The sequence below is a fragment of the Paenibacillus sp. PDC88 genome, from assembly GCF_900106725.1.
Lineage (GTDB): Bacteria > Bacillota > Bacilli > Paenibacillales > Paenibacillaceae > Paenibacillus > Paenibacillus shunpengii.
Window position 1 is genome coordinate 1 of sequence record NZ_FNNT01000007.1, and the last position, 26,285, is coordinate 26,285.

Here is a 26,285-nt window from a genome sequence, read left to right on the forward strand (position 1 = left end):
TCCACACGTACCCATCCCGAACACGACCGTTAAGCCCTCCAGCGCCGATGGTACTTGGACCGCAGGGTCCTGGGAGAGTAGGACGCCGCCAAGCACACATAAGACACTATCGATGAAATTCGATAGTGTCTTTTTTTTGCTCGAGAGCTTAAACATAAAATATTTTCTTAAATTTAGTACCAAGTACTAGTACCAGATGATATAATAAGGATACTAACTGTAAGGAAGGTGAACAGGATGTATCAATCAAAGGCGAAAATCACGGCAATAGGCACTTATGTACCGGAGAAAATATTATCTAACGAAGATCTCGAAAAAATGGTAGATACTAATGATGAGTGGATTGTACAGCGTACAGGCATGCGAGAACGAAGAATAGCTGCAGAGAACGAGTATACGTCTGATCTGAGCTATAAAGCAGTTTCAGACATGATTAAACGCTACGCTGTTGATGTAACGGATGTAGATATGATTCTGGTTGCCACTAGTACAGCTGAGTATACTTTTCCGAACGTCGCTTCCCGAATTCAACAGCATTTTAATATTAAACAAGCAGGTGCTATTGATCTAGGCTCAGCTTGTGCTGGATTTGTTTACGGATTGCAGCTGGCTGATGGAATGGTATCCAGTGGTATTCACAAGAAAGTGCTTGTAGTTGGTGCTGAGACTCTTTCCAAAATCACAGACTATACAGACCGATCTACCTGTATCCTCTTTGGGGATGGGGCTGGAGTTGTGTTGATCGAAAGAGATGATGAGCATCCTGGCTTTATAGCGTCGATGTCCGGCACCCATGGCAGTGGTGGAGGTCATTTATATAGAAGAACATTTGCTACCGAAATTGATGGGATGAATATTGAGAAGGATGCATTTCTTGTTCAGAACGGACGGGAGGTCTACAAATGGGCAGTACGTCATGTACCTGAGGCCTCTAAACAGCTTATTGAGCAATCAGGGCTGCAGCCGGAGGATATTCATTGGTTTGTACCGCACAGCGCGAATTTAAGAATGATTGAATCCATTTGTATGAAAGGTCCGATTCCTATTGAGCGTACGTTGACTAGTGTGGAGTTTAGAGGAAATACCTCGGCTGCCTCGATCCCCTTGGCAATTCAGCTCGGACTTGATGATGGGCATCTTAAATATAATGATAAGATGTTATTGTTTGGATTTGGTGGAGGCCTAACGTATGCAGGAGTCATTATGCGCTGGACCGTACCGGATAGCAATTAAGAGATAGGAATGGGGAGATTGTCCTCATTCCTATCTTAGTCTTACATAATTAATTTGAGTATCCAGAGACCTGCAATGAATTTGCAGCATGAGTAAATAAAATCTATTATGAAATAATGACATATCCCTCACTTATCTTTTGGAATGTATCTTCATCCGCGATAATAAATAACTTAGCTTGTTCTGGAATGATGGCGTTAGGTCTTCTTATAATACTAGTATCATCATGATCAGCAATCAACAAGGCCCCCATTGCTTTTATATCCTCGAAGGCGTCATTGTATGTTATCCATTCTTTCTTTTTGTTAATAACATATATTTTCTCGCCACTCTCTGTGCTGAGCAGATTCATAAAAAGCTTGGAAGAACCTTTATGTACACTTGCATGGGCGATCAGATAGGAGATAGACTGCTGTGAAAGGATGAGCTCATCTACCTTCGCATGCCTAAAGTTCATAAGGTGATTCTCCTTAAGAATCTCTGCTATGGTGTATATATGGCGGTTCACTTTCTCACCGTAGCTTTCGATTGTTGTGGCAATCAGCAGTGTCTGTCCATCTGCATATTTGGCCGGCACTCCTTGAGGAGAAAAGATAATAACCGCTTTTGATTTGGCCACGTTTGCACGATCAAGTGTCTCGTATTCTGTCGGCTCGCCTTGTATGTAATGGATTTGACTATGGTCTATGGGACTCGAAGGAAGATCAGCGATAAGAACGATGTTATGAACACTGTCGCTGTTCAGCATTTCCTTAATGGTATCCTTGATCTTATCGTCAGACCAGCCAATAATGACATAATGATCCTCACCTCTGTAATCCATTTTTCCTTCCTCCTTCATTTTGATCCATTTAATAAATCGTTCAGAAATTTTAGCGATGAGTGTCCCGATGAGAAAAAGCCCTGTAAAAATAACAATCGTACCGAAAATCATCCCAGGTGTGGTTTCAGGGAAGTAGTCCCCATAACCGACCGTTGTGGTCGTAACAATAACCCACCAGAGTCCTTTGATATAGGTAGAGAATTTCTCAGGCTCTAGAATATGAATGATAATCGGGCTAATGAAGAAAAAGGAGAGTGTAAAATAGAGGAGCGTTATATTGCTCATTTTAAACATTTTCTCGAAAGCCTTGCGCCAAAAAAGCATAGCCCACCTCATTTTTAATTTATGTAACGCAGCTGGATTATGGCATTTATTTACGAGTTAAACAAAACTGAGTTCCACTACATTCAAAATATTTACAGTGAGTTCTATTATATAAAACTTCTTGCCGCTCGGCTATCTAAATCATTTCCCTGAAAAAAGAGCACATACCGGCAGGTCGGCATGTGCTCATCATATGAAATCGTTATGTGTCTGTTAAGCAACACGTATAACTACTCGGATAACATGGGGGCTTTACGGTGCTGTGTTCCCTGCTCGTAGCTGTAAGCGAGCTTGATGAGCTTACCTTCATCATAGGCTCTGCCAAGGAATTCAATCCCGACAGGAAGTCCGTCCTTGGTGAAACCTGCTGGAACCGTGATGGCGGGGAATCCAGAGAAGGCGCTAAGCCGGTTATTACCGCCGGCATTTTGAGGCTCACCTATTACCGCAGCAGCCGCAGCTGTACTAGGATACACAATGGCATCCAGGTCATGGTCTGCCATCACTTTTAGAAGAGAGTCCTTGGCCAGCTTCGTTCGCTTCAGCACGATATCTTTATACTCCTCGGTTTCCAATGTTTCACGGGCATCGCGGGACTTCATTGATTGCTCTTGGTCTAAATCATAATTGCCGGATGCAATGATCTCAGACAAGGTGGTGTATGGAGCATCTTCACCAAGTCCTTCAAGGTAATCATTAAGCTGGAATTTGAACTCATAGCTGCTGAGACTTGGATACTTAGAGAGCTCGGCCAAATTAGGGATCCGGATCTCTACAGCAGTAGCGCCAAGCCCTTCAATTTCATTAATTGCATTATAAATAATGGAGGAAGTTTCTTGTTCCGCATCACTGCTGGTGGAGAAGAGCTCAGAAGCTACGCCGATGCGAGCGCCTTGCAGGCCTTGTGGGTCCAATTCATCGAGATAGCTCTCTGGTATTCGTCCGACGCTTGCTGCGGTGCTTACATCCTCAGGGTCATATCCTGCAATAGCATCCAGCATGATCGCAGCGTCTTCAACGGTGCGTGCCATAGGTCCGCCTACATCCTGTGTGAGTGCAAGCGGAATAATGCCGTCACGGCTTGCCAGTCCAATCGTTGGACGAATCCCTACAAGACTATTAAAACTGGAAGGGATACGGATCGAGCCTCCGGTATCTGTGCCTAAGCCTGCAGCTGCAAAGTTGGCGGCAATCGCAGCACCCGTTCCCCCGCTTGAACCGCCGGGATAGTGATCAAGTGCATAAGGGTTTAAGGTTTGTCCACCGAGAGAGCTGGATGTTGTGATGCCGAAGGCAAATTCATGCAGATTTGTTTTGCCCAAGATGATTGCACCGGCTTCTTTCAATCTGGCGATTTGCTCTGCATCTTCATCGGGAACAGAATCTTTGAGGCATAGGCAGCCTGCTGAGGTTGGCATATCACTCGTATCATAATTATCTTTGACCAGAATCGGGATTCCATGAAGATCACTGCGAGGTCCTGTACTTGTACGTTCCTTATCGAGTTCAGCTGCGATATCAAGAGCATCCTCGTTAATCGTGAGCACTGCATTTAGAGAAGGACCTTGATCGTCATACTGTTCAATCCGATCCAGATACATTTGCACAAGCTGGACGGAGGTCAGCTTGCCTTGTTCCATCGCTTTTTGCATATCTGAAATGGTAGCTTCCTCTACTTCAAAAGGCTGTATGTATTCTAATACACGATCATAGATAAGCTGGACATCTGAAACGGTGAGTGGGGTTCTGGGAAAGAAGGATTCTTTGCTGTAGCCTGTCATAATTCCAGCTTGAGCTACAGCACTAATCGCATCAGCATAGGAGCTGTTCTGAGGGATATCTTTAAATGTATGATCCGCTGCAGGCAAAGAGAGCCAATCCTGAATCGCTTGGGCTGCCGCTTGTCTTGATATCACGGTGCCGGTAGCTTTCTCCAAGGTAAAAGGAACGCCCGCCGTCTCTGCAGCCCGTTTCATTTGATCGTAAAAATAGGTGGTGCCAGCCGGCTTGTTAGGGCTGATCTCAGCAGAGGAAGTACCAATTGAATTCGTTCCATCTGCTGCTGATACTGTATAGGCTGGAAGGAGGAAGGAGCTGGTGAGGAGTGCAGCTGCAAGCAAGGCTTGTCCACTTTTTCTCCACCGATGTAACGGCTTGTCCACTTTCATATAAACACTCTCCTTGTAAGTTAATCTTGAACTCAGAGTCGATAGCATATCCTAACTCGTGTAAGTTAGATCATATTTAATGTCATAAATTCTTACAAGTACAGTGGACATCGAATAAAGCGATTACATCACTTGTTTACTGGATAATGCTCATTATTTTGATTGAATATATCCATGAAAATAAATTGAGTAAGGAGTCATAAGACTATTATCATAGAAGAAATGTTATGTTACATGACATAATACGTAGTGCTAACGCTCCTCGTTGGTCTCTCTCGTATACATCTACATCTATCTAATATGTTAAAAGAGCTGGGTCCTCTCACTTTTTTTGGTTTTCTATTTCTTACTCCACTCCGTATTTTGAATTCTCTTCGTGTCATCGTTCATAATGAATGTTCTTGGTATGTAAGGGCTTGTTCTTTCGCAGGTACTTTAAAGGAATGATATAATGAAGGATGTTATAGAAAGGAGAGTTCCATGAAAGTACTTGTTCTAGCCGAAAAACCTTCCGTGGCAAGTGAGATTGCCCGTGTAATGGGAAGCAGAGAGAAGCATAAGAGTTATTTTGAAGGACCTAAATATGTAGTAACTTGGGCTTTGGGCCATCTGGTCGGACTGGCTGAGCCTGAGGATTATGATCATAAATATGCAACTTGGAATCTGGCTGATCTGCCGATTCTACCGAAGCAGACGAAGCTGAAGGTACTGCGTGAAACCCAGCATCAATATAAATCTGTACAGCAGCTAATGAAGAGACAAGATATCAAGGAGCTCGTCATTGCAACAGATGCTGCCCGTGAAGGTGAGCTATTGGCCCGCTGGATTATGCAGATGGCGCATTTCAAGAAGCCTTTTAAACGCTTATGGATCTCGTCTCAGACGGACAAAGCCATCAAAGAAGGGTTTGCGAATTTGAAGCCGGGTCAGCAGTTTGATCGGTTGTATGAATCCGCACGCTGCCGTGCTGAGGCGGACTGGATGATCGGTCTGAATGTCACCCGTGCCCTTACGGTCAAATATAATGCCCAGCTGTCTGCAGGACGTGTCCAAACCCCGACTCTCGGCATGATCATGAATCGGGAAAAAGAAATAATGAACTTCCGCTCAGAGGAATACGAAACGTTGTCTGCTGATTTTGGCAGCTTCCAAGCGATGTGGCGAGCGCCTCAGGGAGACTCTCGTATTTTTGATAAAGCCCGGACAGAAGAGCTTAAGCGCAAGCTTGAAGGACGCTCTGGCAAAGTTGTTCAAGTGAAAAAAAGCGAGAAGGTTGAAGCCCATCCGCTGGCATATGACTTGACCGAGCTGCAGAGAGACGCCAATAAGCGATATGGTTTCTCAGCGAAACAAACCTCTAATCTTCTGCAGAAATTGTATGAGCAGCATAAGCTTGTCACTTATCCACGGACAGACAGCAGATACTTGCCCTCGGATATGACAGAGACGTTCAAGGAGCGCCTGGAGAGTGTAGCGGTAGGCCCTTACAGTGGATTAGCAAGACCGCTGCTTCGTACCAAGCTTCCAATTACGAAGCGTGTGGTGGATGACAGTAAAGTGAGTGACCATCATGCCATTATCCCTACAGAGCAAACGGTTCTGCTCAATCAATTGTCTACGGAGGAGCGCAAGCTCTACGATCTGATTGTAAGGCGATTTATAAGTCTGTTCTATCCGGCAGCAAGATATGATGCGGTGCAGGTTAAGATTGAAGCAGAGAATGAAGCTTTTATTGTGAAAGGAACAACAGTCAAAAATCACGGCTGGCGTGAAGTATATGGCGCAGAAGGTTACAGCGATGAGGATGAGGAGACTTCAGAGGATGCCTCCGATTCAAGAGGAACGGGGCAGGATCTCCCTGAGCTTCGCGAAGGGGAGATCATCAAGATACAGCGATGTATCATTAAATCTGCCCGTACAATGCCCCCGAAACGCTATAACGAAGCAGCATTGCTGGCTCAAATGGAGAAGCATGGTCTGGGTACACCTGCGACCAGAGCTGATATTATCGAGAAGCTTGTCAGCAGTGACACCATTGAGCGTCAGGGCAATGTGATGCACCCAACCGGCAAAGGAAAACAGCTGATTGAATTGGCAGCACCACAGCTTCGTACACCTGAGCTTACTGCCAAATGGGAGTCAGAGCTGGAGCGCATCGCCAAAGGACAGGGCTCTCCTGAACCGTTCTTAAACGGAATTCGGAAAATGGCTGATGAACTTGTACGCAGTGTCAAGAATAGTACCACGGAATACAAGCCGCATAATGTATCTAACAGCCATTGTCCAGATTGTGGTACAAGACTGCTAGAGAAGAAATCCAAGCGAGGCAAGTTCCTGGTGTGTCCTGCGGAGGATTGCAGCTACAAGCGATCGGCAGAGAAGCGTTTGTCCAACCGGCGTTGCCCGCAATGCCATAAGAAGATGGAGCTTAAAGAAGGCAAGGCAGGAATGTATGTGCAGTGTCTGCCATGCGGCATCACGGAGACCGTGGACAAGGACAAGCAGCGGGTTAATAAACGTGAGCAGCAGAAGCTCGTTAAGCAGTTTGAGAAAAAGGAGCCAATTGGCTCTAACCTCGGTGATCTGCTGAAAGCAGCACTGGAAAAGAAAGAAGGCAAATAAGCAGTGTGAGGCGGAATATGAAGTGTTCGTATAATGCGCCTCCGAAGATGACAATCTATGTCTTAGGGGGTGAGCGACACATGCCTTATCATAAACCGCTGAAAATTAAAAACCAGCAAAATAAGTCTAGTGTGCTAGAGGAAAGCAGAACCATTCGTCCAGCCAAGGCCGCCCACACTCCGCCAAGCTTAAACGGCATTCCTAAGCAGGAATCCTAAGCGGAAACTTGCTCTTTGCAGTGATAAGCTGGCAGCATGAGAACCAGATTCAATATCGAATCTGGTTCTTCTGTATGTTTCAAGCGCAGCATGAAGTTATGTAACGCATAGAATAATGCCCATATAGATACACTAAATTCAGCCGACTACACCTGAGCCTGCCCGCACTCATTGTCACTCTGTTTCTTCAGAAGCTATAATGGAGTGGGGAATGTGATCCCTAAAGAAAGGGGAATTGCCAATGCGGACAGGCATCATTCTATGGTTTGTTTTTATAAATGTGGTAGCCTATCTTGTGATGTCAGAGGATAAGAGAAGAGCACAGAAAAGACGAGACCGGGTTCCGGAAAGAACGCTGTTTTTACTTGCTGCGATCGGAGGTTCACTCGGCATACTGATTGCAATGTACCGGAAGCGGCACAAAACAAGGCATGCCAGCTTTACCATTGGCGTACCTGTTCTTCTCTTCGTTAATGCGATACTATATGGCTATTTTTTGAGCTGAGGTTCGCTTAAGACGCAGTGTAGCTTACAGACAGCTTGTTGATTCAAACAAATCCGTAATCGGTTAAATATAAGTACATACAGAAAGGTGGCGTTCCTCATGACTTTTTCCAATATTCTACTTGCATACGACGGATCAGAGTTAGCGAACAAAGCGTTTGAGCGCGCAGTGGAGTTAGCCAAATTATCTGAAAATACACAGCTGCATATTGTTCACGTATACGATTTCCCGCGGGTATTTATCGGCGAAGGTCTGGCCCCAATCCCGCCATCGGTAAATAGTGATGTATATGAGCTTGCTGAAGAGACTGTAGACGAGCTTAAGAGACGTCTAGTCAATGAGCAAATTGGAGCCAAGGTTGAACTCATTCAAGGGTCTCCAGTGGATGTCATATTGGAGTATGTGAAACAGAACGATATGGATCTCATTGTAATCGGCAGCAGAGGACTGAGCGGAATACGCGAATTTGTGCTGGGCAGTGTAAGCCATCGTGTAGTTCAGGAAGCAGACGTGCCTGTACTCGTTGTGAAATAAACAATATGAAACAGATCATTTGTTCGAGAAAAACCAGTATCTTTCCTGTACTTCATGGAAGCTGCTGGTTTTATTTATGTTTTTAGTTTATTAATATCCGAACATTAAATATGGTAAAGATTAAAATGTTCGTCTTTAAGTTGACATCGGGTGTAGGGGATTGTTAAACTGTTAAAGGTAAAAAGAATAAACTCGAAAATCAAAGAAATAAGTAAACTGTAGAGCAAAGAATCCATTTCAAAATACCGATGTTTGTCGTATTAATGAAATCGATTCGTCCAAAATATAGAATGATCTCGTATAGTACCGGGAATACGGCCCGGAAGTTTCTACCCGAAAACCGTTAATTTTCGGACTACGAGGATATCAATGTTGAGAGCAGCGGGTTGATGCCGGAATTCATGTCCATGCTTTTTCAAAGCCAACATCAAAATCTTTAAGCATGGGGTATCTTGTTTATAGGTGAGCTTGAGCCGCCGCTAAAGACAGGGTCTGGCTTGTGTGGAAGCACATCCATGGTGGTTTATTGTTTCTCCCGTAAGGCTGCAGCTCTGATATCTTCATATCGTCCGGAATCCGTATAGTGTCATCATAACTCGAGGATTTCGGTTTTTTTTCGTCAATTGAAGGTGCTTGTTGATCAAATTCAAGGGAGTGGATATCATGTCAGTGCAAGTTGCCGTAATTATGGGGAGTACATCAGATTGGGAAACGATGAGACATGCCTGTGAAGTGCTGGACGAGCTGGACATTGCTTATGAGAAAAAGGTCGTCTCTGCTCACCGTACGCCGGATCTTATGTTTGAATTCGCAGAGGGCGCGTATGACCGCGGAATTAAAGTGATCATTGCTGGGGCAGGAGGAGCCGCTCATTTGCCTGGAATGGTCGCATCCAAAACCTTGGTTCCTGTGATCGGTGTCCCTGTTCAGTCGAAGGCACTGAATGGTCTTGACTCGCTGCTCTCTATCGTGCAAATGCCTGGCGGTATTCCGGTAGCTACGGTCGCGATCGGCAAAGCGGGAGCAACGAATGCAGGACTGCTCGCTGCACAGATCATCGGTGCATTTGATCCTGAGGTTGCGGGCAGAGCACAGGAACGCAGAGATCGAATCCGCAAAGAAGTGCTAGAAAGCAGTGATACGTTATGATAAATAAGCTAATCAGCGAGAGCATAAAGGTCTTCCCTTCTGGAGCTACGATCGGAATACTTGGAGGCGGACAGCTTGGGCGGATGATGACATTATCAGGTACAGCCATGGGATACCGGTTTATTACACTGGAGCCGACCGAGAATTCACCTTGCGGGCAAGTCGCGCGGCAGATTGTGGCAGGTTACGATGATCAGAATGCAGCACGCCAGCTTGCAGAAGAGTGCGATGTAATCACTTATGAGTTTGAAAATGTGGATGCCGATGTGGCAGCCTTGCTGGAGAACGAAGCGTATGTCCCTCAAGGAAGCAGACTGCTGTATACGACTCAGCATCGTCTTCGGGAGAAGCGTGCCATTGAAGCGGCGGGTGTGCCGGTTGCTCCTTATCGGGAAATTAAGAGTGCGGAGGACATGAGCGCAGCGGTTGAGGCGCTAGGCGTTCCTTGTGTGCTTAAGACCGTAACTGGAGGCTACGATGGCAAAGGCCAGCGCGTGATTCGTGACAGAGAGGCAGCCCTTGCGGCTTACGAAGAGCTGGCGGGCCTTGGCACAGAGCTCGTATTAGAGCAGTTTGTCTCCTTTGACTGCGAAATATCTGTTATTGCTGCACGTAATCCCCAAGGAGAGATTCGGACATTTCCTCCAGCTGAGAATGTGCATGTTAATAACATATTGCACACTTCCGTTGTACCGGCAAGAGTGTCATCAGAGCTCCAGCTCGAAGCGCAGCAGCTCGCAGCTAAGATCGCCGAATCGATGGGAGCCGTTGGGCTGCTGGCTGTCGAGATGTTCGTGACAAGAGATGGACAGCTGTATGTTAATGAATTGGCCCCTCGGCCTCACAACTCAGGTCATTATACGATGGAGGCGTGCAGTACATCGCAGTTTGAGCAGCATGTAAGAGCAATATGCGGTCTGCCGCTTGCAGATACATGCCTGCTGAGCCCTGTTGTGATGGTCAATGTCCTGGGAGAACATATCGAAGCCGTTATTGATCGATTTGCCAAAAAGGATGCAGACGCAGATGAACTGGGCGTCGTGCCTAAGCTTCACCTGTACGGCAAAGCCGAAGCCAAGACCGGACGTAAAATGGGACATATCAACCTGTTATGCCATGATGTGCAGCATGCACTGGATTGGATAGACAAAACCAATATATGGAGGAACGAATAGAAATGATTGAACGTTATAGCAGACCCGAAATGCGGGCGATATGGACGGAAGAGAATAAATTTAAGGCTTGGCTGGAAGTTGAAATTTGTGCCTGTGAGGCATGGGCAGAACTCGGCGTTATTCCCAAAGAGGACGCAGCTGTCCTACGTGAGAAAGCAAGCTTTGATATTGACCGGATCTACGAGATTGAGCAGGAGACACGTCATGATGTCATTGCCTTCACACGTACCGTATCCGAAAGTCTTGGAGAGGAACGTAAATGGGTGCATTACGGTCTGACTTCTACAGATGTGGTTGATACAGCGAACGGTTACCTGCTTCGTCAGGCGAACGAAATTCTTGAGAAGGACATTCTGAACTTCATTCAGATCCTTAGAGACAAAGCGATTGAATACAAGCACACTCCAATGATGGGACGGACACATGGTGTACATGCGGAGCCAACAACCTTTGGTCTGAAAATGGCACTGTGGCATGAAGAGATGAAGCGCAACCTCGAACGCTTCCGTCATGCTGCCGACAATGTCCAGTATGGCAAAATCTCAGGTGCGGTAGGAACGTATGCCAACATTGATCCTTTCGTTGAGGAATTCGTATGTAAGAAGCTGGGCACGAAGCCGGCTCCGATCTCAACGCAAACATTGCAGCGTGACCGCCATGCTGAATATATGGCAACCCTCGCACTGATTGCGACTTCCCTGGACAAATTCGCGACCGAAGTACGTGCACTCCAGAAGAGTGAATTCCGTGAGGTGGAAGAGGCTTTTGCTAAAGGTCAAAAAGGCTCTTCTGCTATGCCGCACAAGCGCAATCCGATCGGCAGTGAGAACATTTCCGGCTTGTCCCGTGTCATTCGCGGACATATGCTGACAGCTTATGAGAACGTAACGCTGTGGCATGAGCGTGATATCTCGCATTCCTCAGCAGAACGCGTCATCCTGCCAGATGCAACGATGCTGCTGAACTACATGCTGAACCGTTTTGGTAACATCATCAAGAATTTGACGGTGTTCCCTGAGAACATGAAGCGCAACATGGCCCGTACCTTCGGTGTTCCGTTCTCCGGACGCATTATGACGAAGCTGATTGATAAAGGCTTCAGCCGTGAAGAAGCGTACGATACAGTTCAGCCTCGTGCGATGGAAGCATGGGAGACACAGCGCCAATTCCGCGACATCGTGGAAGCAACGCCGGCGATTACGGAAGTGCTCAGCACAGAGGAGATCGAGGACGCCTTTAATCCGGCATGGCATCTGAAGCATGTGGATACGATTTTTGACAAATTAGGATTGAACTAGTCCAGCAAGATATCTAAAGGGCTGATACGGCTTAAAAAATAATAAAACGTGGAGTGATTAACGTTATGGCTTTATCCACCGCAGCAGAGCTCATTAACGCACCACTGTTATACAAAGGCAAGGTTAGAGAGTTGTACGATTTGGGTGAGCATTTCCTGATCGTCGTAACAGACCGGATTTCAGCATTTGATTATGTGCTGGAGCCGGCTGTTCCGGAGAAAGGCAATGTACTCAATACAGTTAGTGCTTTCTGGTTTGACCAAACCAAGGAATGGATGCCAAACCACGTTGTCCATACCAATGTAGAAGAACTGGGAGATATCGTGCTGGATAAAGAAGCGCTGAGGGATCGGATTATGGTCACGAAAAAAGCCGAGCGCATTGATATCGAGTGCGTTGTTCGCGGATACATTACCGGCAATGGCTGGAGACAGTATCAATCCTCTGGAACAGTTAACGGGATTAAGCTTCCGGAAGGACTTCGTAAAAATGCGAAGCTGGACAAGCCGATCTTCACGCCGGCGGCCAAGAACGATGTTGGCCATGACGAGGATATCTCCATGGAGCAGATGAAATCGGCGGTTGGCGAGGAGCTTGCACTTGAGCTTGAAGCGAAGAGTCTTCAGCTGTATGAGTTTGCGAGAGACTATTGCGAGCAAAGAGGTATTATTTTGGCAGATTGCAAGTTTGAATTCGGGATCGTGGATGGCGAGGTCATTTTGATCGACGAGATCTTTACGCCGGATGCCTCCCGGTTCTGGGCCAAGGAGAAATACGCGCTGGACATCGAGATCGACAGTATGGATAAAGAGCCGGTAAGAGCCTATCTGGCATCCACGGATTGGGATAAGAACAGCCAGCCGGAGCCGCTTCCTGAGCATGTAGTAGAGGAAACGAGCAGACGCTATAAAGAGATTAAGGACAGGCTGACCCGTTAATTTAAGATGTGGTACATGGGAAGTATTCATAACCCCATTATGGAAACTTAGCAGATAAAAGCTTCATATTAGCAATCATTATCATCATTAATAGTCCAAACCTTAAAAACATTCCTTAGGAGGAACTTCCGATCATGATAAAAGCTACTGTATACGTTACGATTAAACAAAGCGTACTTGACCCTCAAGGCGTTGCCGTACAAGGCGCGCTCCATTCCATGGGCTTCAGTGAAGTAGAAGGGGTACGCATCGGCAAATATCTGGAGCTGACACTGGATACAAGTGATCGTAATGAAGCAGAAGAACGCGTTAAGGTCATGTGTGAAAAGCTGCTCGCAAATACGGTTGTCGAAGACTACCGCTTTGAATTGGAGGTTTAATTCATGAAATTTGCAGTTCTCGTGTTTCCTGGATCCAACTGTGATATTGACTGCTATAAGGCAGTAGAAGAAACGATTGGACAGCCCGTGGACTATGTATGGCATACGGCAACAGACCTGTCTGCCTATGACTGCATCATCGTTCCCGGCGGCTTCTCTTACGGTGATTATTTAAGATGCGGAGCAATCTCCAGATTTGCTCCTGTGATGAACGAAGTAGCCAAGGCTGCAGAGCAAGGCAAATACATTATCGGGATCTGCAACGGATTCCAAATCCTGACGGAAGCAGGGCTTCTCCCTGGCGCATTGCTGCGCAATACAGGTATGAAGTTTGTGTGCCATGACTCCGTACTCCAAGTGGAGAACAACAACACCCCTTTTACAAGCGAGTATGCACTTGGGGAAGAGATTATTATCCCGATCGCGCATGGGGAAGGCAACTATTATTGTGATGAAGAGACGCTTGAGAAGCTTAAAGCAAATAATCAAATCGTCTTTACTTATAAAAACAATCCGAACGGCTCCTTAAATAACATCGCCGGCGTAAGTAATGAGCGCGGTAACGTGGTAGGCATGATGCCTCACCCGGAACGTGCGGTGAACGAAGTGCTTGGAACGACGGACGGCAAACGCATGTTTACATCGATTTTGAACTCCTGGAGGGATCAGCATGACACAGCAAGTATCCGCTAAAGAACCAACCGCAGCACAGATTGCCGAGCATAAACTTTATCAGCAAATGGGCGTATCTGACAGTGAATATGACCTGATCGTGTCCTTCATGGGACGTCAGCCAAACTACACGGAGATCGGTGTATTCAGTGTTATGTGGTCAGAGCACTGTGCTTATAAGAACTCCAAGCCGCTGCTGCGTCGTTTCCCGACAACAGGCGAACGTGTCCTGATGGGACCGGGTGAGGGTGCAGGGATTGTCGACATCGGAGATAACCAGGCGGTCGTATTTAAGATCGAGAGTCATAACCATCCTTCTGCGGTTGAGCCTTTCCAAGGTGCAGCTACAGGGGTTGGCGGAATTATCCGCGACATTTTCTCCATGGGTGCAAGACCGATCGCATCCCTTAACTCCTTGCGCTTCGGCAAGCTGGAAAGCGATCGTGTGAAATATTTGTTTGAACACGTCGTATCCGGTATTGCAGGCTATGGTAACTGTATCGGTATTCCAACGGTAGGCGGAGAAGTGATGTTCGATGAGAGCTATGACGGTAATCCGCTCGTAAATGCCATGTGTGTAGGTCTTATTGATCACGACAAAATTCAGCGCGGAGTTGCTAAAGGGGTAGGTAACCCGGTGTTTTACGTGGGACCTCCAACAGGACGTGACGGTATTCACGGAGCAACCTTTGCTTCGGTGGAGCTGACAGAGGAATCTGAATCCAAGCGTACGGCGGTACAGGTCGGCGACCCGTTCATGGAGAAGCTGGTTATGGAGGCTTGTCTTGAGCTGATTGATACTGGCATCGTGCTCGGTATTCAAGATATGGGTGCTGCGGGTCTTACGTGCTCCAGTGCGGAAATGGCAAGTAAGGCAGGAAACGGACTGGAGCTGTATCTGGACCAAGTGCCTCAGCGTGAAGAGGGCATGACACCATACGAGATGATGCTGTCTGAATCTCAAGAACGCATGCTGTTCGTCGTTGAGCCTAAAGACGAAGCACAAGCGCGTGAAATTTTCGAGCGTTGGGGCGTGATCTGTGCAAAGGTCGGCAAGGTTACAGATGACGGACGACTGAAGCTGTACCATCACGGTGAAGTCGTTGGCGACATGCCGGTAACGGCATTGGTTGACGAATGTCCGGTATATAACAAACCATCCTCAGTTCCTGCTTATTATATTGAAAATGAAAAAATCGACACCCTGCGTTATGAAGAAGTGTCGGACCTGACAGGAGCCTTGAAAAAGGTGCTGTCCTCCCCGACTGTATCCAGCAAAGCTTGGGTGTATGACCAATATGACTATATGGTGCGGACCAGCACTGCCGTTCGTCCAGGATCGGATGCGGCGGTAGTAACGGTGCATGGCACTCGTAAAGGTCTTGCAATGACAACAGACTGTAATGGCCGTTATGTGTATCTTGATCCTGAAGTGGGCGGCAAAATTGCAGTCAGCGAAGCTGCCCGTAACATCGTTTGCTCCGGGGCAGAGCCGCTGGCAATTACAGACAATCTGAACTTCGGTTCGCCGGAGAAGCCGGATATTTTCTGGCAGATGGAAAAAGCGGTAGATGGAATGGCTGAGGCATGTACAGTACTGGGTACGCCGGTTATCGGCGGTAACGTGAGCTTGTACAACGAGAATGCCAAAGGTGCAATTTACCCAACGCCTGTCGTTGGTATGGTTGGACTTGTGCATGATACAGACCACATTACGACACAAGGCTTCAAGAAAGAAGGAGATGTTATCCTGCTGCTTGGGGATACACATGCTGAGCTTGGCGGCAGCGAGTTCCAATATGCGGTTCATGGCTTGACGGAGGGACGCCCTCCACAGCTTGATCTTGAAGTAGAGAAGAAGCTTCAGGAAGTGGTACTGGGTGCTATTCAAAAAGGTCTCGTACAATCTGCACATGACTTGTCTGAAGGCGGACTTGGCGTGGCACTGGCCGAGAGCTGCATCAGCGGCGGTATTGGCGCGAGCGTGAACTTTACTACGGAGCTTCGCGGTGATATTGCTCTATTTAGTGAGAGCCAATCCCGTATTCTGCTGACAGCAGACCAAGCACAGGCAGAGGAACTGGAAGCGTTCGTGAGAAACAGCGGTGTTCCGGTTCAAGTGATCGGACAAGTAACAGGAAGCAATCTTAAATTGGAGTTGAACGGCACATCAGCTGTGGACGAACCGGTAGCGGTTCTGAAACAGGTCTGGGAGGATGTTATTCCATGTCTGATGAAGTAAAGACCCCGCAGTTTTGGACCGGCGATTATTACAACGAGGGTTCGGGCAAAGAGGGACTGTTTGATAAATTGAAAGAGGAGTGCGGGGTGTTCGGGGTGTATAGACACCCCGACGCGGCCTCCTTGTCCTATTACGGACTGCATGCATTGCAGCATCGCGGCGAGGAAAGTGCCGGAATGTGTGTCAGTGACGGCAGTGAGTTTCACTATCACCGCGGAATGGGACTTGTCAAAGAGGTGTTTACCAAGGATCTCATGGCTTCCCTCTCTGGTGATATCTCTATCGGTCATGTGCGTTATTCAACCAGCGGCGACAGCAAGCTGACGAATGCGCAGCCGCTCGTATTTAAATATCGTGACGGCGATCTGGCGGTTGCGACGAACGGAAATATCGTGAACGCGCCAGAGATTCGCAAGGAGCTGGAGCAAGGCGGTTCGATTTTTCAAACGACGAGTGATACCGAGGTTATTGCACACTTGATCGCTCGTTCACCTAAGGATTTGGTTGAGGCGGCAAAAGATGCATTCCGCCGGATTGTCGGAGGCTATGCCTTCCTGATCATGACCAACGATCGTCTGATCGTTGCATCGGATGCTCATGGACTACGTCCACTGACGATGGGCAAACTGGGCGATGCTTATATTTTTGCTTCCGAAACATGTGCACTGGAAACGATCGGTGCGGAGCTGATCCGAGATATTGAGCCAGGAGAAATGCTGGTTCTCGACAGCGATGGGCTGCATGAAGACCGCTTCGAGGAGAAAAAGCACCGGAAAGCGCTGTGTGCGATGGAGTATATCTACTTTGCGCGTCCGGACAGTGATATGAATGGAGCAAATCAGCATGGTGCACGGAAGCGGATGGGCAGCCGGCTAGCTATTGAATCGTTTGTGGATGCTGATGTCGTAACAGGTGTTCCCGATTCCAGTATTTCCGCGGCAATAGGTTATGCTGAGCAGACGGGTATTCCTTATGAGCTGGGGATGATCAAGAACAAATACACTGGACGTACCTTTATTCAGCCAAGTCAGGAGCTGCGTGAGCAGGGAGTGAAGATGAAGCTGAGTGCGGTGCGCCGGGTAGTCGAAGGCAAGCGGGTTGTCATGATCGATGATTCTATCGTGCGCGGTACGACATCACGCCGGATCGTGAACATGCTCCGGGATGCAGGAGCGACTGAGGTGCATGTACGCATAACTTCACCACCGTTCAAGAATCCATGCTTCTACGGGATTGATACCCCGAACCGGGATGAGCTGATTGCTTCTTCCAAATCGATTGAGGAGATCTGCCGCGAGATTAATGCTGACTCTCTGTCATTCCTCAGTCCCGAAGGTTTGATCTCTTCTATAGAAGGAAACCACCAGGATGAATATAAAGGCGGCCTATGCCTTGCCTGTTTCGATAATGACTACCCAACGACGCTGGACTTCAAGGATGCGAAGGCGGGCTGCGGCTGTTAATACGCCGCAGTAATCAATTGCTCCATGAAGAGCCGCCCTACATTTGCGAAGCAAACAGGGGATGGCTCTGATGAAGCAAGGCGCGCAGCGCCAAGGGCACCGCAGTGGACCCGGCACATTTGCCGAAGGCAAACAGCAAGAGGTCCCAGCGGAGCCACCACGCGCAGCGTGCCAGAGAGCTTCCCCGCGAGCCCCAGCGCATCTGCCGAAGGCAGACAGCGGGAAGGCTCAAGGGAAGCAAGGCGCGCAGCGCCAAGGGCACCGCGATGGACCCAGCACATTTGCCGAAGGCAAACAGCAAGAGGTCCCGGCGGAGCCACCACGCGCAGCGTGCCCGAGAGCTTCACCATGAGCCCCACGCATTTGCCGAAGACAAACAGTGGGTAAGCTCGGGTGAAGCCCCCGCGCGCATAGCGCAATCAGCAGTAGAGCGTGTCTGCAAGACGAAAGCGAATCCCAGCACTACAGTAACCATAGCAGGATCCAACCAAACTCCGGTCCGCGATAACATTTTGCGGGTGTCCAGAGGGGCCGCGGCCTCTTTGGGGTCCTCCCTGTCAGGGAGGATTTAGGAGGGTGAATTTATATTTGAGGGACGGTGACCAAGTTGTCAGAAGCATACAAAAATGCAGGCGTCGATATCGCGGCAGGCAACGAAGCGGTTGAGAAAATGAAGAAACACGTAAAACGTACATTTCGCCCTGAAGTTATGACCGATCTTGGCGGATTCGGTGCCTTGTTCGGATTGAACAAGGATAAATACGATGAGCCCGTACTCGTGTCTGGCACAGATGGTGTCGGAACGAAGCTGAAGATTGCATTTGCGATGGATCAGCATGATACGATCGGCATTGATGCAGTGGCCATGTGTGTGAACGACATTGTCGTACAAGGTGCAGAACCATTGTTCTTCCTCGACTATCTGGCATGTGACAAGGTCGTACCTGACAAGATCGAAGCGATTGTAGCCGGTATTGCTGAGGGATGTCATCAGGCTGGAGCTGCGTTGATCGGCGGAGAAACAGCCGAAATGCCAGGCATGTACAGTGAAGGGGAATACGATATTGCCGGCTTTACGGTAGGGGTCGTGGACAAAACGAAGATCATTAACGGCAGCACGATTGCACCTGGCGACACGGTGATCGGTCTTGCTTCCAGCGGCGTGCACAGCAACGGCTTCTCTCTGGTTCGCAAATTGCTGCTGGAGCAGTCGGGATACAGCTTGCAGGATGAGATTGCAGAGCTTGGCGGAACACTGGGCGGTACGCTGCTTACGCCGACCAAGATATATGTGAAGCCAGTCCTCGCACTTCTGGATGAAGTGAAAGTAAAAGGCATGGCGCATATTACAGGCGGTGGATTCATCGAGAACATTCCGCGGATGCTTCCTGAAGGCGTGAACGTGGACATCGATCATGGCTCTTGGCCGGTTCTGCCGATCTTCAAGCTGATGCAGGACAAAGGCAGCATCTCTAATCGCGATATGTTCACAACCTTCAATATGGGAATTGGTCTTGTCCTTGTTGTCAGTGAAGCGGATGCGGAGAACACACTCGCAGTCCTTCGTGCGAATGGTGAGGAAGCTTACACCATCGGCCGTGTGACCGAAGGCAGCGGAATCGTGACCTTTACAGGAGTGGAAGTCTAATGCCTGGCTATCGCATTGCCGTGTTTGCTTCGGGACAGGGCAGCAATTTTCAGGCATTGGTGGATGCTGCAGCGAGCGGTAAGCTGGATGCAACGATTGAGCTGTTAGTCAGTGATCGACCACAGGCTCCAGTAGTGGAGAAGGCGGAAGCCGCTGGAATTGAATGCCATGTGTTTAAGCCTAAAGAGTATGCTTCAAGAGAAGCCTACGAGCAGGAGATTGTCGCCAAGCTGGAGGAGCGCGAGATTGATCTTGTAGTCCTTGCCGGTTATATGCGGCTCTTAACCTCTGTTGTCGTTGACCGTTATGCAGGCAGGCTGATTAACATTCATCCTTCCCTGCTGCCCGCGTTTCCGGGTAAGGATGCCATTGGACAAGCTCTGGATTACGGAGTAAAGATGACGGGGATTACGGTGCACTTTGTGGACGGAGGAATGGACACAGGAGCTATTATAGCCCAGAGAGCCATTACGGTTTCACCGGAGGATACAACAGAGACACTTGCTGCTTCGATTCATGAATTGGAACGTGAGCTGTATCCAGAGGTCGTATCTTGGTTCACCAAAGGGCTTGTCACGCTGGATGGACGCAAAGTTACGATTGCGGAGAATGATGTCAGAAAGTAAGAGGCTGGACTCGGAAAAGTAACATTTTGCGATATTACTCATTTGTTCGCTGCAAGATATGATATTTCTCGGGAAATAAAACAACAATTTTTAGCACCAAAATGGGATGAACAAGAGGAGGATCTTAATCGTGGGTATTAAAAGAGCGCTGGTTAGCGTTTCGGATAAAACGGGTATCGTGGATTTTTGCCGTGAGCTGTCTAATTTGGGTGTGGAAATTATCTCGACAGGAGGAACAAGCAGCCTGCTGTCGAACGAAGGCGTTCCTGTGATCGGGATATCGGACGTAACCGGTTTTCCTGAAATTATGGATGGACGCGTCAAGACACTGCATCCTGCGGTGCACAGCGGACTGCTGGCAGTTAGAGACAATGCTGAGCATCAGCAGCAAATGAAAGATCTGGGTCTGGATTACATTGACCTCGTTGTCGTTAATTTGTATCCATTCCAAGAGACCATTGCGAAGCCGGGCGTTTCTTATGAGGACGCGATCGAAAATATCGACATCGGTGGTCCGACTATGCTTCGTTCTGCAGCCAAGAACCATGCTTTTGTCAGTGTGGTTGTCGATGCAGCTGACTATGAGCAGGTGCTTGCTGAAGTTCGTGAGAGCGGTGATACGACTCTTGAAACTCGTAAACAGCTTGCGGCAAAAGTTTTCCGTCACACGGCGGCTTATGATGCCCTTATTTCTGATTATCTGTCTAATGTCAACGGAGATCCACTACCAGAGCGCTACACCGTGACTTATGAAAAAATCCAGGATCTGCGCTATGGGGAGAACCCGCATCAGCAGGCTGCCTTCTACCGCAAACCGCTTGCACCGAACGGGACACTCACTACTGCAGAGCAATTGCATGGTAAAGAGCTGTCCTACAACAATATCAACGATGCGAACGCAGCACTGCAGATCGTGAAGGAATTTGATGCGCCGGCTGTAGTCGCAGTTAAGCACATGAATCCTTGCGGCGTAGGTACAGGTGAGAATATCTATGAAGCCTACATGAAAGCCTACAATGCAGATCCAACTTCGATCTTTGGCGGCATTGTTGCAGCTAACCGGACAATTGACCGTGATACAGCTGTAAAGCTCAGTGAAATTTTCCTTGAGATCGTCCTTGCTCCGGACTTTACACCGGAAGCACTGGAAATCTTGACCAAAAAGAAAAATATCCGCTTGCTGAAAATGGGTGAGCTTGGCTCTGCGAAGGAGCGTACAAGCCAGTTTGTTGTCACTTCCATTGACGGGGGTATGGTCGTGCAGCAAAGTGACATTCACTCCATCGATGAAGGTGATCTTCAAGTTGTAACGGATCGTGCACCTTCTGCCGAAGAAATGAAGCAGCTGCTCTTTGGCTGGAAAGTCGTTAAGCATGTGAAATCCAATGCGATCGTGCTTGCAGCCGATGATATGACGGTGGGTGTAGGCGCTGGTCAGATGAACCGCGTCGGTGCAGCCAAGATTGCGCTTGAGCAAGCGGGAGACAAAGCCAAAGGGGCGGCACTTGCATCTGATGCATTCTTCCCGATGGGCGATACGGTTGAACTTGCTGCAAAACACGGCATTACAGCCATCATCCAGCCTGGCGGATCGATCAAAGACGAGGAATCCATCAAGGCTGCGAATGAGCATGGCATTGCCATGGTCTTCACGGGCGTACGTCATTTCAAACACTAATCAATAGATAAACAATTGAATAGAGGATTCGAGCGTTATCCGCACAAAAGATCAAAAAGGGGATTTGAACGGACAAGCGGAGCGTGATCAGATCCTTATCTTTACCCAGAAAAAGAAGCTGAGGGCTTAGCGATAACTTGTCGCCGGTCCTCAGCTTTACACTAGATAGAAGCTTTTTTTATAGGATGATATTAAGGAGGAACCTAACCTATGGATATTCTCGTTATTGGCGGCGGCGGCCGCGAGCATGCCATCGTATGGGCTTTGTCGAAATCGGAAAAGGCTGACAAGATCTACTGTGCACCGGGAAATGCAGGAATCGGTCAGATTGCGGAGTGTGTGCCGATTGCAGTGAGCGAGTTCGAACAGTTGACCGCTTTTGCGCTGGAAAAAGAAATCGGATTGGTCGTCGTTGGACCGGATGATCCGTTGGCCGGCGGAATTGTGGATGCATTCGAAGCGAAGGACATTCCTGTATTCGGACCACGCAAAAATGCAGCAGAAATCGAAGGCAGCAAAACGTTCATGAAGGATCTGCTTCGGAAATACAACATTCCTACGGCAGCCTACGAGAAGTTTGGTGACTATGAACAGGCACTCGCTTATTTGCGCTCACGCACGGCTCCAATCGTCATCAAAGCCGATGGACTTGCTGCGGGCAAAGGGGTAACCGTAGCTTATACGATGGAAGAAGCCGAAGAGGCGCTTCGCAGTATAATGCTGGACAAGGTATTTGGTGATGCCGGTACTCAAGTCGTTATTGAAGAGTTTCTGGAAGGGCAGGAAATGTCCATTCTTGCATTTGTGGATGGAGAAACGGTACGCTGCATGCCGGCAGCACAGGATCACAAGCCGGTGTATGATGGAGATAAAGGGCCGAATACAGGCGGAATGGGAACCTATTCTCCGCTTCCTCATATTGATCAAGCCATTATTGACAAGGCCATAGAATCCATAGTCATTCCTACCGCAAAGGCAATGGTAGAAGAAGGACGTCCATTCCGTGGAGTGCTGTTTGCCGGGCTGATGATATCTCCCGATGGAACACCAAAGACAATAGAGTTCAATGCACGTTTTGGAGATCCGGAAACGCAAGTCGTGCTCCCTAGGCTGAAGACCGATCTGCTCGAGATCTTCCTGGCCGCCGTCAACGGAACGCTGGCAGATATCGACATCGAGTGGAGTGAAGAAGCTGCCGTGTGTGTCGTCCAGGCATCGGGCGGCTACCCGGCTTCTTACCCTAAAGGAATTGTTATTTCAGGACTGGATGAGGTATCAAGCGGGGAGTCTGCGCTTGTATTCCATGCGGGAACGGCGAAGAACGAGGCGGGAGAATGGGTAACCAACGGTGGACGCGTACTGGGTATCGTCGGACGTGGTGCCACTATTAAAGAAGCGAGAGCGGTAGCCTATGCAGCAGCGGAAGGCATTGATTTCGAAGGAAAGCATCAGCGGACCGATATTGCGGCCAAAGCACTGGTATAAGTTTCAGCACAGGAATAACTAAACCATAACGGCTTTTTTGTATGCAGAACTTCATTATTGTTCATCATACAAAGAGGCCGTTTTTTTGTGTTGGAAAACAATAGGAAATATCCTCTTGCAAATTCGTTGTGGAGGGTTTATGATAAGGACATAGAAATTATCTTAAATTTAAGATATTATAATTTGAAATGTTTTACAAAGCTTAGCAGCTCAGATATAGATTGGAAATGTATATACCAAAATTCATTAATGGAGTGGAGGAAATTAACATGTTACAAACTGCAGGGATTCACCATATTACCGCTTTTGTGAGCGATGCTCAGCGCAATGTCGATTTTTATGCCGGTGTGCTCGGACTTCGCCTGGTGAAGAAGACCATTAACTTCGATGCACCGGAAGTATATCACTTCTATTTCGGAGATGAGAAAGGAAGTCCGGGTACAATCATCACCTTCTTCCCGCAGGCTGGTGCACGCAAAGGTGCTGTCGGAGGCGGGCAAACGGGAGTAACCGTATATGCAATTCCACCGGGCAGCATGGATTTCTGGAAGGAAAGACTGACTTCATTTGATATCCGTTTTGAAGAAAAGCATCGTTTTGGCGAGAGCTATATTCGGTTTCTGGATAACGCAGGACTTGTCCTTGAGCTCGTTGAACGTGAGGCGGGGGATTTGAATACCTGGTCCTTCAATGGGGTTCCGTCAGATAAAGCGATCAAAGGCTTTGGCGGTTCTGTATTGTTCAGTCTGGCTCCGGAGCAAACGATCCGGGTGCTCGAATATTTCCTTGGGCTGACGAAAGTAGCTGAAGAGGAAGGATGGGTTCGTTTCGAAGGAACAGGAAATTTGGGTAATATTATTGATATCAATAAAGTGAAAATGGCTCCTGGACGCGGCGGCTCTGGGACAGTCCATCATATTGCCTGGCGTGCCAAAGATTTCGAAGAGCATGAAGCTTGGCGGAACATGGCCGTAGAGGCTGGACTTCATCCAACAGGCATCATTGACCGTCAATATTTTAACGCTGTATATCTCAGAGAACCGGGCGGCATCCTGTTTGAGATCGCCACAGATCCTCCTGGGTTCGCAAATGATGAAACACCTGATAAACTGGGTGAGAAGATCATGCTTCCATCCTGGTATGAGCCTCACCGTGAAGCAATCGAAGCAAATTTGCCGGACGTCATTGTCCGTAATATTGAAGGAGGAACTAAAGTATGAAGATGAAGCATATCTATCGTGAAGGCAGCAACCCCTCAGCACCAACGATCCTATTGCTCCACGGCACAGGAGGAACAGAAACCGATCTTCTTCCGCTTGCAGAGCTGGTATCTCCAGAGTCCAATGTACTTGGGGTGAGAGGAAACGTAAGCGAACACGGAATGCCCCGATTTTTCCGCCGTCTGGCTGAAGGGGTATTTGATATAGAGGATCTGATCTTCCGTACACGAGAGCTGCATGAATTCCTGGATGAAGCGGCAGAGCAGTACGGCTTTGACCGCCGCAATATCGTGGCCATCGGCTACTCTAACGGTGCCAATATTGCAGGCAGCCTGTTGTTCCATTACGCGGATTCGCTGCGTGGGGCGATACTTCACCATCCCATGGTACCTCTTCGGGACGTTGTGCTTCCGGATTTGGCAGGTGCTCCGGTATTTATTGCCGCAGGAAAAAACGACCCGATGTGCGCTCCGCAGGAATCGGAAGAGCTTGAAGAGCTCCTTACCGGCGCCGGTGCCGACGTGAAGATGCATTGGGAGAATAACGGTCACCAGCTGAGCCGTAATGAAGTCATTGCTGCCGCTGCCTGGTTCAAGGTTCAATTCAAAGCTTAAAATATTAATCAAATAAATGATGGTGTTAAACGGGGAATACGGAGTCAGTCACGATCATTGTGACTACTCGCGTATCCCCGTTTTTTTGCGGTATAGAAGCGGGGTTATTCCTGTCCACTTATTGAAGATTCTCGTAAAATCACTCTTCCGAGGAACAGCTCGAAGATCTCATTGGCAAACTGAATGCACTGGATCAATAACAAGCACCAATGATGTGAAGATGATCAACTTCATATTTGTTATAGAACATCGTCTATGTATAGACGGTGTTTTTTTATGTATCTTTAGCGTTTCTTTAACGATTCTTTAGATTGGCTTGAACGTAAATTTAACGCGGGTCTGTAAGATATGAAATGTCAAGAAGTTATCCTAAATCAGAAAGGATGGAGATTATACGGATGCTCATTCAGTTCAATCCTGTCATTGTTATTCAGAGCATTGAGGTTCATTTTGGAGATCCCGGATATGAGTAGCTCGGTGTTTAAGCATGACGAGGCAATGCGATGGGGAGGCTTCATCAAGTCCGTCTACAGTGCAGATCGAACAGTCAGTGATGCGAACGCACTCCTCGAGATTGAACTGCCGAACTGGAAGATCATCGCGGGGATTTCAATTGAGCCTTCTCTATTCAAATGGCATTCCGAAGAATGGGTTGGCTGTGTTATGGAATCCTTGACCGACCCTTCCCGTAAGGGAATCGTGTATCGGGGAACGGAGACAGACCTGGAGTGGATTGATGATTTTGAATTCTTCCTGCTGTCCTACACGGAACCTGGAGGCGTTGGCAAGGTGGAAGAAGGGTTCGCCAGAATGTACCGCTCCCTTAAGGTTCACCTGCTTGAAGGAGACAAATCCCTGCTCATGACAGAGTATACCCAGAATCTCCAAGCAAGCAGCCTGACTGTTGCGGGGCATAGCCTCGGTGGAGCATTGACTGTACTGACGGCGTATGCGGCCGCCTTTTGCGGGATGGAGACAGAGGTATACACCTTTGGTTCTCCCATGGTCGGAGATCGGACTTTTACGTCCGCCTATGAGAAGTTGGTCCCCAGTACATGGCGTATCTATAATGCGCCGGATATTGTGCCAAAGCTTCCTGCTAGTGAGCTTGGATTCGCTCAGCCGGAAGTCGGCATCCAGGTAAACTCCTTAGATATTCCTGGGAGCGGGCGAGGACTGGCCGAGTACCACAAGATGGATACGTACTTAATGTGTATTTCTCAGCAACAGACTAATGATTCAAACTCAAATAATGAGAAGGTGGGATAGG

General features: G+C 48.1%; 23 protein-coding genes, 1 rRNA gene and 1 riboswitch. Of the genes, 22 read left to right on the forward strand and 2 right to left on the reverse strand.

Annotated features, from left to right (window positions below; translation table 11 throughout):
- Nucleotides 1-94, forward strand: a 5S ribosomal RNA gene (gene rrf, locus BLW49_RS19785); the annotation flags it as partial.
- 143 nt (nucleotides 95-237) lie between these two features.
- A complete protein-coding gene (locus BLW49_RS19790; RefSeq protein ID WP_090726426.1) occupies nucleotides 238-1,233 on the forward strand; it encodes a ketoacyl-ACP synthase III in 996 nt (331 codons plus the stop codon).
- A 106-nt stretch (nucleotides 1,234-1,339) separates the two neighbouring features.
- On the opposite strand, the gene BLW49_RS19795 is transcribed toward BLW49_RS19790, so the two are convergent.
- The gene (locus BLW49_RS19795) at nucleotides 1,340-2,341 is read right to left on the reverse strand and encodes an ion channel (protein ID WP_177178805.1); all 1,002 of its coding nucleotides are present in this window, start codon (nucleotides 2,339-2,341) and stop codon (nucleotides 1,340-1,342) included.
- Nucleotides 2,342-2,610: 269 nt separating this feature from the next.
- Nucleotides 2,611-4,548: an amidase family protein gene (locus BLW49_RS19800; RefSeq protein ID WP_076312464.1), complete on the reverse strand. Its 1,938-nt coding sequence runs from the start codon at nucleotides 4,546-4,548 to the stop codon at nucleotides 2,611-2,613.
- 480 nt (nucleotides 4,549-5,028) lie between these two features.
- Between BLW49_RS19800 and BLW49_RS19805 the strand changes: the two genes are divergently transcribed.
- The 20 genes from BLW49_RS19805 to BLW49_RS19895 all read left to right on the forward strand — a co-directional run bounded on the left by BLW49_RS19805 (nucleotide 5,029) and on the right by BLW49_RS19895 (nucleotide 26,284).
- Nucleotides 5,029-7,170: a DNA topoisomerase III gene (locus tag BLW49_RS19805; RefSeq protein ID WP_090726428.1), complete on the forward strand. Its 2,142-nt coding sequence runs from the start codon at nucleotides 5,029-5,031 to the stop codon at nucleotides 7,168-7,170.
- Between the two features lie 80 nt (nucleotides 7,171-7,250).
- Nucleotides 7,251-7,388 carry a hypothetical protein gene (locus BLW49_RS28895; protein WP_177178806.1) on the forward strand — a complete coding sequence of 46 codons (138 nt, stop codon included), beginning with the start codon at nucleotides 7,251-7,253 and terminating at the stop codon, nucleotides 7,386-7,388.
- Nucleotides 7,389-7,629: 241 nt separating this feature from the next.
- Nucleotides 7,630-7,893, forward strand: coding sequence for a DUF1294 domain-containing protein (locus tag BLW49_RS19810; protein ID WP_076312462.1), 264 nt, complete (start codon nucleotides 7,630-7,632; stop codon nucleotides 7,891-7,893).
- Between the two features lie 99 nt (nucleotides 7,894-7,992).
- Nucleotides 7,993-8,427, forward strand: a complete 435-nt coding sequence (locus tag BLW49_RS19815; protein ID WP_076312461.1) for a universal stress protein — start codon at nucleotides 7,993-7,995, stop codon at nucleotides 8,425-8,427.
- A gap of 276 nt (nucleotides 8,428-8,703) precedes the next feature.
- Nucleotides 8,704-8,805: riboswitch (purine riboswitch) on the forward strand.
- Between the two features lie 285 nt (nucleotides 8,806-9,090).
- Entirely contained in the window at nucleotides 9,091-9,576 is a 486-nt protein-coding gene (purE, locus tag BLW49_RS19820; protein WP_076312460.1) for a 5-(carboxyamino)imidazole ribonucleotide mutase, read from the forward strand.
- Nucleotides 9,573-10,751 carry a 5-(carboxyamino)imidazole ribonucleotide synthase gene (purK, locus tag BLW49_RS19825; RefSeq protein WP_090726430.1) on the forward strand — a complete coding sequence of 393 codons (1,179 nt, stop codon included), beginning with the start codon at nucleotides 9,573-9,575 and terminating at the stop codon, nucleotides 10,749-10,751. Before purE ends, purK begins: the two co-directional genes overlap by 4 nt.
- 2 nt (nucleotides 10,752-10,753) lie before the next feature.
- Nucleotides 10,754-12,049 carry an adenylosuccinate lyase gene (purB, locus tag BLW49_RS19830; protein WP_076312458.1) on the forward strand — a complete coding sequence of 432 codons (1,296 nt, stop codon included), beginning with the start codon at nucleotides 10,754-10,756 and terminating at the stop codon, nucleotides 12,047-12,049.
- Nucleotides 12,050-12,105: 56 nt separating this feature from the next.
- A complete protein-coding gene (locus tag BLW49_RS19835; protein WP_076312660.1) occupies nucleotides 12,106-12,987 on the forward strand; it encodes a phosphoribosylaminoimidazolesuccinocarboxamide synthase in 882 nt (293 codons plus the stop codon).
- A gap of 134 nt (nucleotides 12,988-13,121) precedes the next feature.
- Nucleotides 13,122-13,367 (forward strand): phosphoribosylformylglycinamidine synthase subunit PurS, encoded by a 246-nt coding sequence (purS, locus tag BLW49_RS19840; protein WP_047912782.1) that lies wholly within the window; start codon nucleotides 13,122-13,124, stop codon nucleotides 13,365-13,367.
- A 3-nt stretch (nucleotides 13,368-13,370) separates the two neighbouring features.
- Entirely contained in the window at nucleotides 13,371-14,060 is a 690-nt protein-coding gene (purQ, locus tag BLW49_RS19845) for a phosphoribosylformylglycinamidine synthase subunit PurQ (RefSeq protein ID WP_076312457.1), read from the forward strand.
- Complete coding sequence (purL, locus tag BLW49_RS19850; protein ID WP_090726432.1) at nucleotides 14,038-16,281, forward strand: phosphoribosylformylglycinamidine synthase subunit PurL; 2,244 nt, start codon at nucleotides 14,038-14,040, stop codon at nucleotides 16,279-16,281. Before purQ ends, purL begins: the two co-directional genes overlap by 23 nt.
- Nucleotides 16,266-17,744 carry an amidophosphoribosyltransferase gene (purF, locus tag BLW49_RS19855; protein ID WP_047912785.1) on the forward strand — a complete coding sequence of 493 codons (1,479 nt, stop codon included), beginning with the start codon at nucleotides 16,266-16,268 and terminating at the stop codon, nucleotides 17,742-17,744. The genes purL and purF overlap by 16 nt, the downstream gene beginning before the upstream one ends.
- 43 nt (nucleotides 17,745-17,787) lie before the next feature.
- Complete coding sequence (locus tag BLW49_RS19860; RefSeq protein WP_143042141.1) at nucleotides 17,788-18,096, forward strand: hypothetical protein; 309 nt, start codon at nucleotides 17,788-17,790, stop codon at nucleotides 18,094-18,096.
- A 255-nt stretch (nucleotides 18,097-18,351) separates the two neighbouring features.
- Nucleotides 18,352-19,392: a phosphoribosylformylglycinamidine cyclo-ligase gene (purM, locus tag BLW49_RS19865; RefSeq protein WP_047912787.1), complete on the forward strand. Its 1,041-nt coding sequence runs from the start codon at nucleotides 18,352-18,354 to the stop codon at nucleotides 19,390-19,392.
- On the forward strand, nucleotides 19,392-20,018 hold the full coding sequence (gene purN, locus BLW49_RS19870) for a phosphoribosylglycinamide formyltransferase (protein ID WP_047912788.1): 627 nt from the start codon (nucleotides 19,392-19,394) through the stop codon (nucleotides 20,016-20,018). Before purM ends, purN begins: the two co-directional genes overlap by 1 nt.
- Nucleotides 20,019-20,148: 130 nt before the next feature.
- A complete protein-coding gene (gene purH / locus BLW49_RS19875) occupies nucleotides 20,149-21,696 on the forward strand; it encodes a bifunctional phosphoribosylaminoimidazolecarboxamide formyltransferase/IMP cyclohydrolase (protein ID WP_090726437.1) in 1,548 nt (515 codons plus the stop codon).
- Nucleotides 21,697-21,906: 210 nt separating this feature from the next.
- The gene (gene purD, locus BLW49_RS19880) at nucleotides 21,907-23,181 is read left to right on the forward strand and encodes a phosphoribosylamine--glycine ligase (protein ID WP_090726438.1); all 1,275 of its coding nucleotides are present in this window, start codon (nucleotides 21,907-21,909) and stop codon (nucleotides 23,179-23,181) included.
- A gap of 269 nt (nucleotides 23,182-23,450) precedes the next feature.
- Nucleotides 23,451-24,401: a ring-cleaving dioxygenase gene (locus BLW49_RS19885; protein ID WP_090726440.1), complete on the forward strand. Its 951-nt coding sequence runs from the start codon at nucleotides 23,451-23,453 to the stop codon at nucleotides 24,399-24,401.
- Nucleotides 24,398-25,015 carry an alpha/beta hydrolase gene (locus tag BLW49_RS19890; RefSeq protein WP_090726442.1) on the forward strand — a complete coding sequence of 206 codons (618 nt, stop codon included), beginning with the start codon at nucleotides 24,398-24,400 and terminating at the stop codon, nucleotides 25,013-25,015. The genes BLW49_RS19885 and BLW49_RS19890 overlap by 4 nt, the downstream gene beginning before the upstream one ends.
- 465 nt (nucleotides 25,016-25,480) lie before the next feature.
- Entirely contained in the window at nucleotides 25,481-26,284 is an 804-nt protein-coding gene (locus BLW49_RS19895) for a lipase family protein (protein ID WP_177178807.1), read from the forward strand.
- Nucleotide 26,285: the final 1 nt, after the last annotated feature.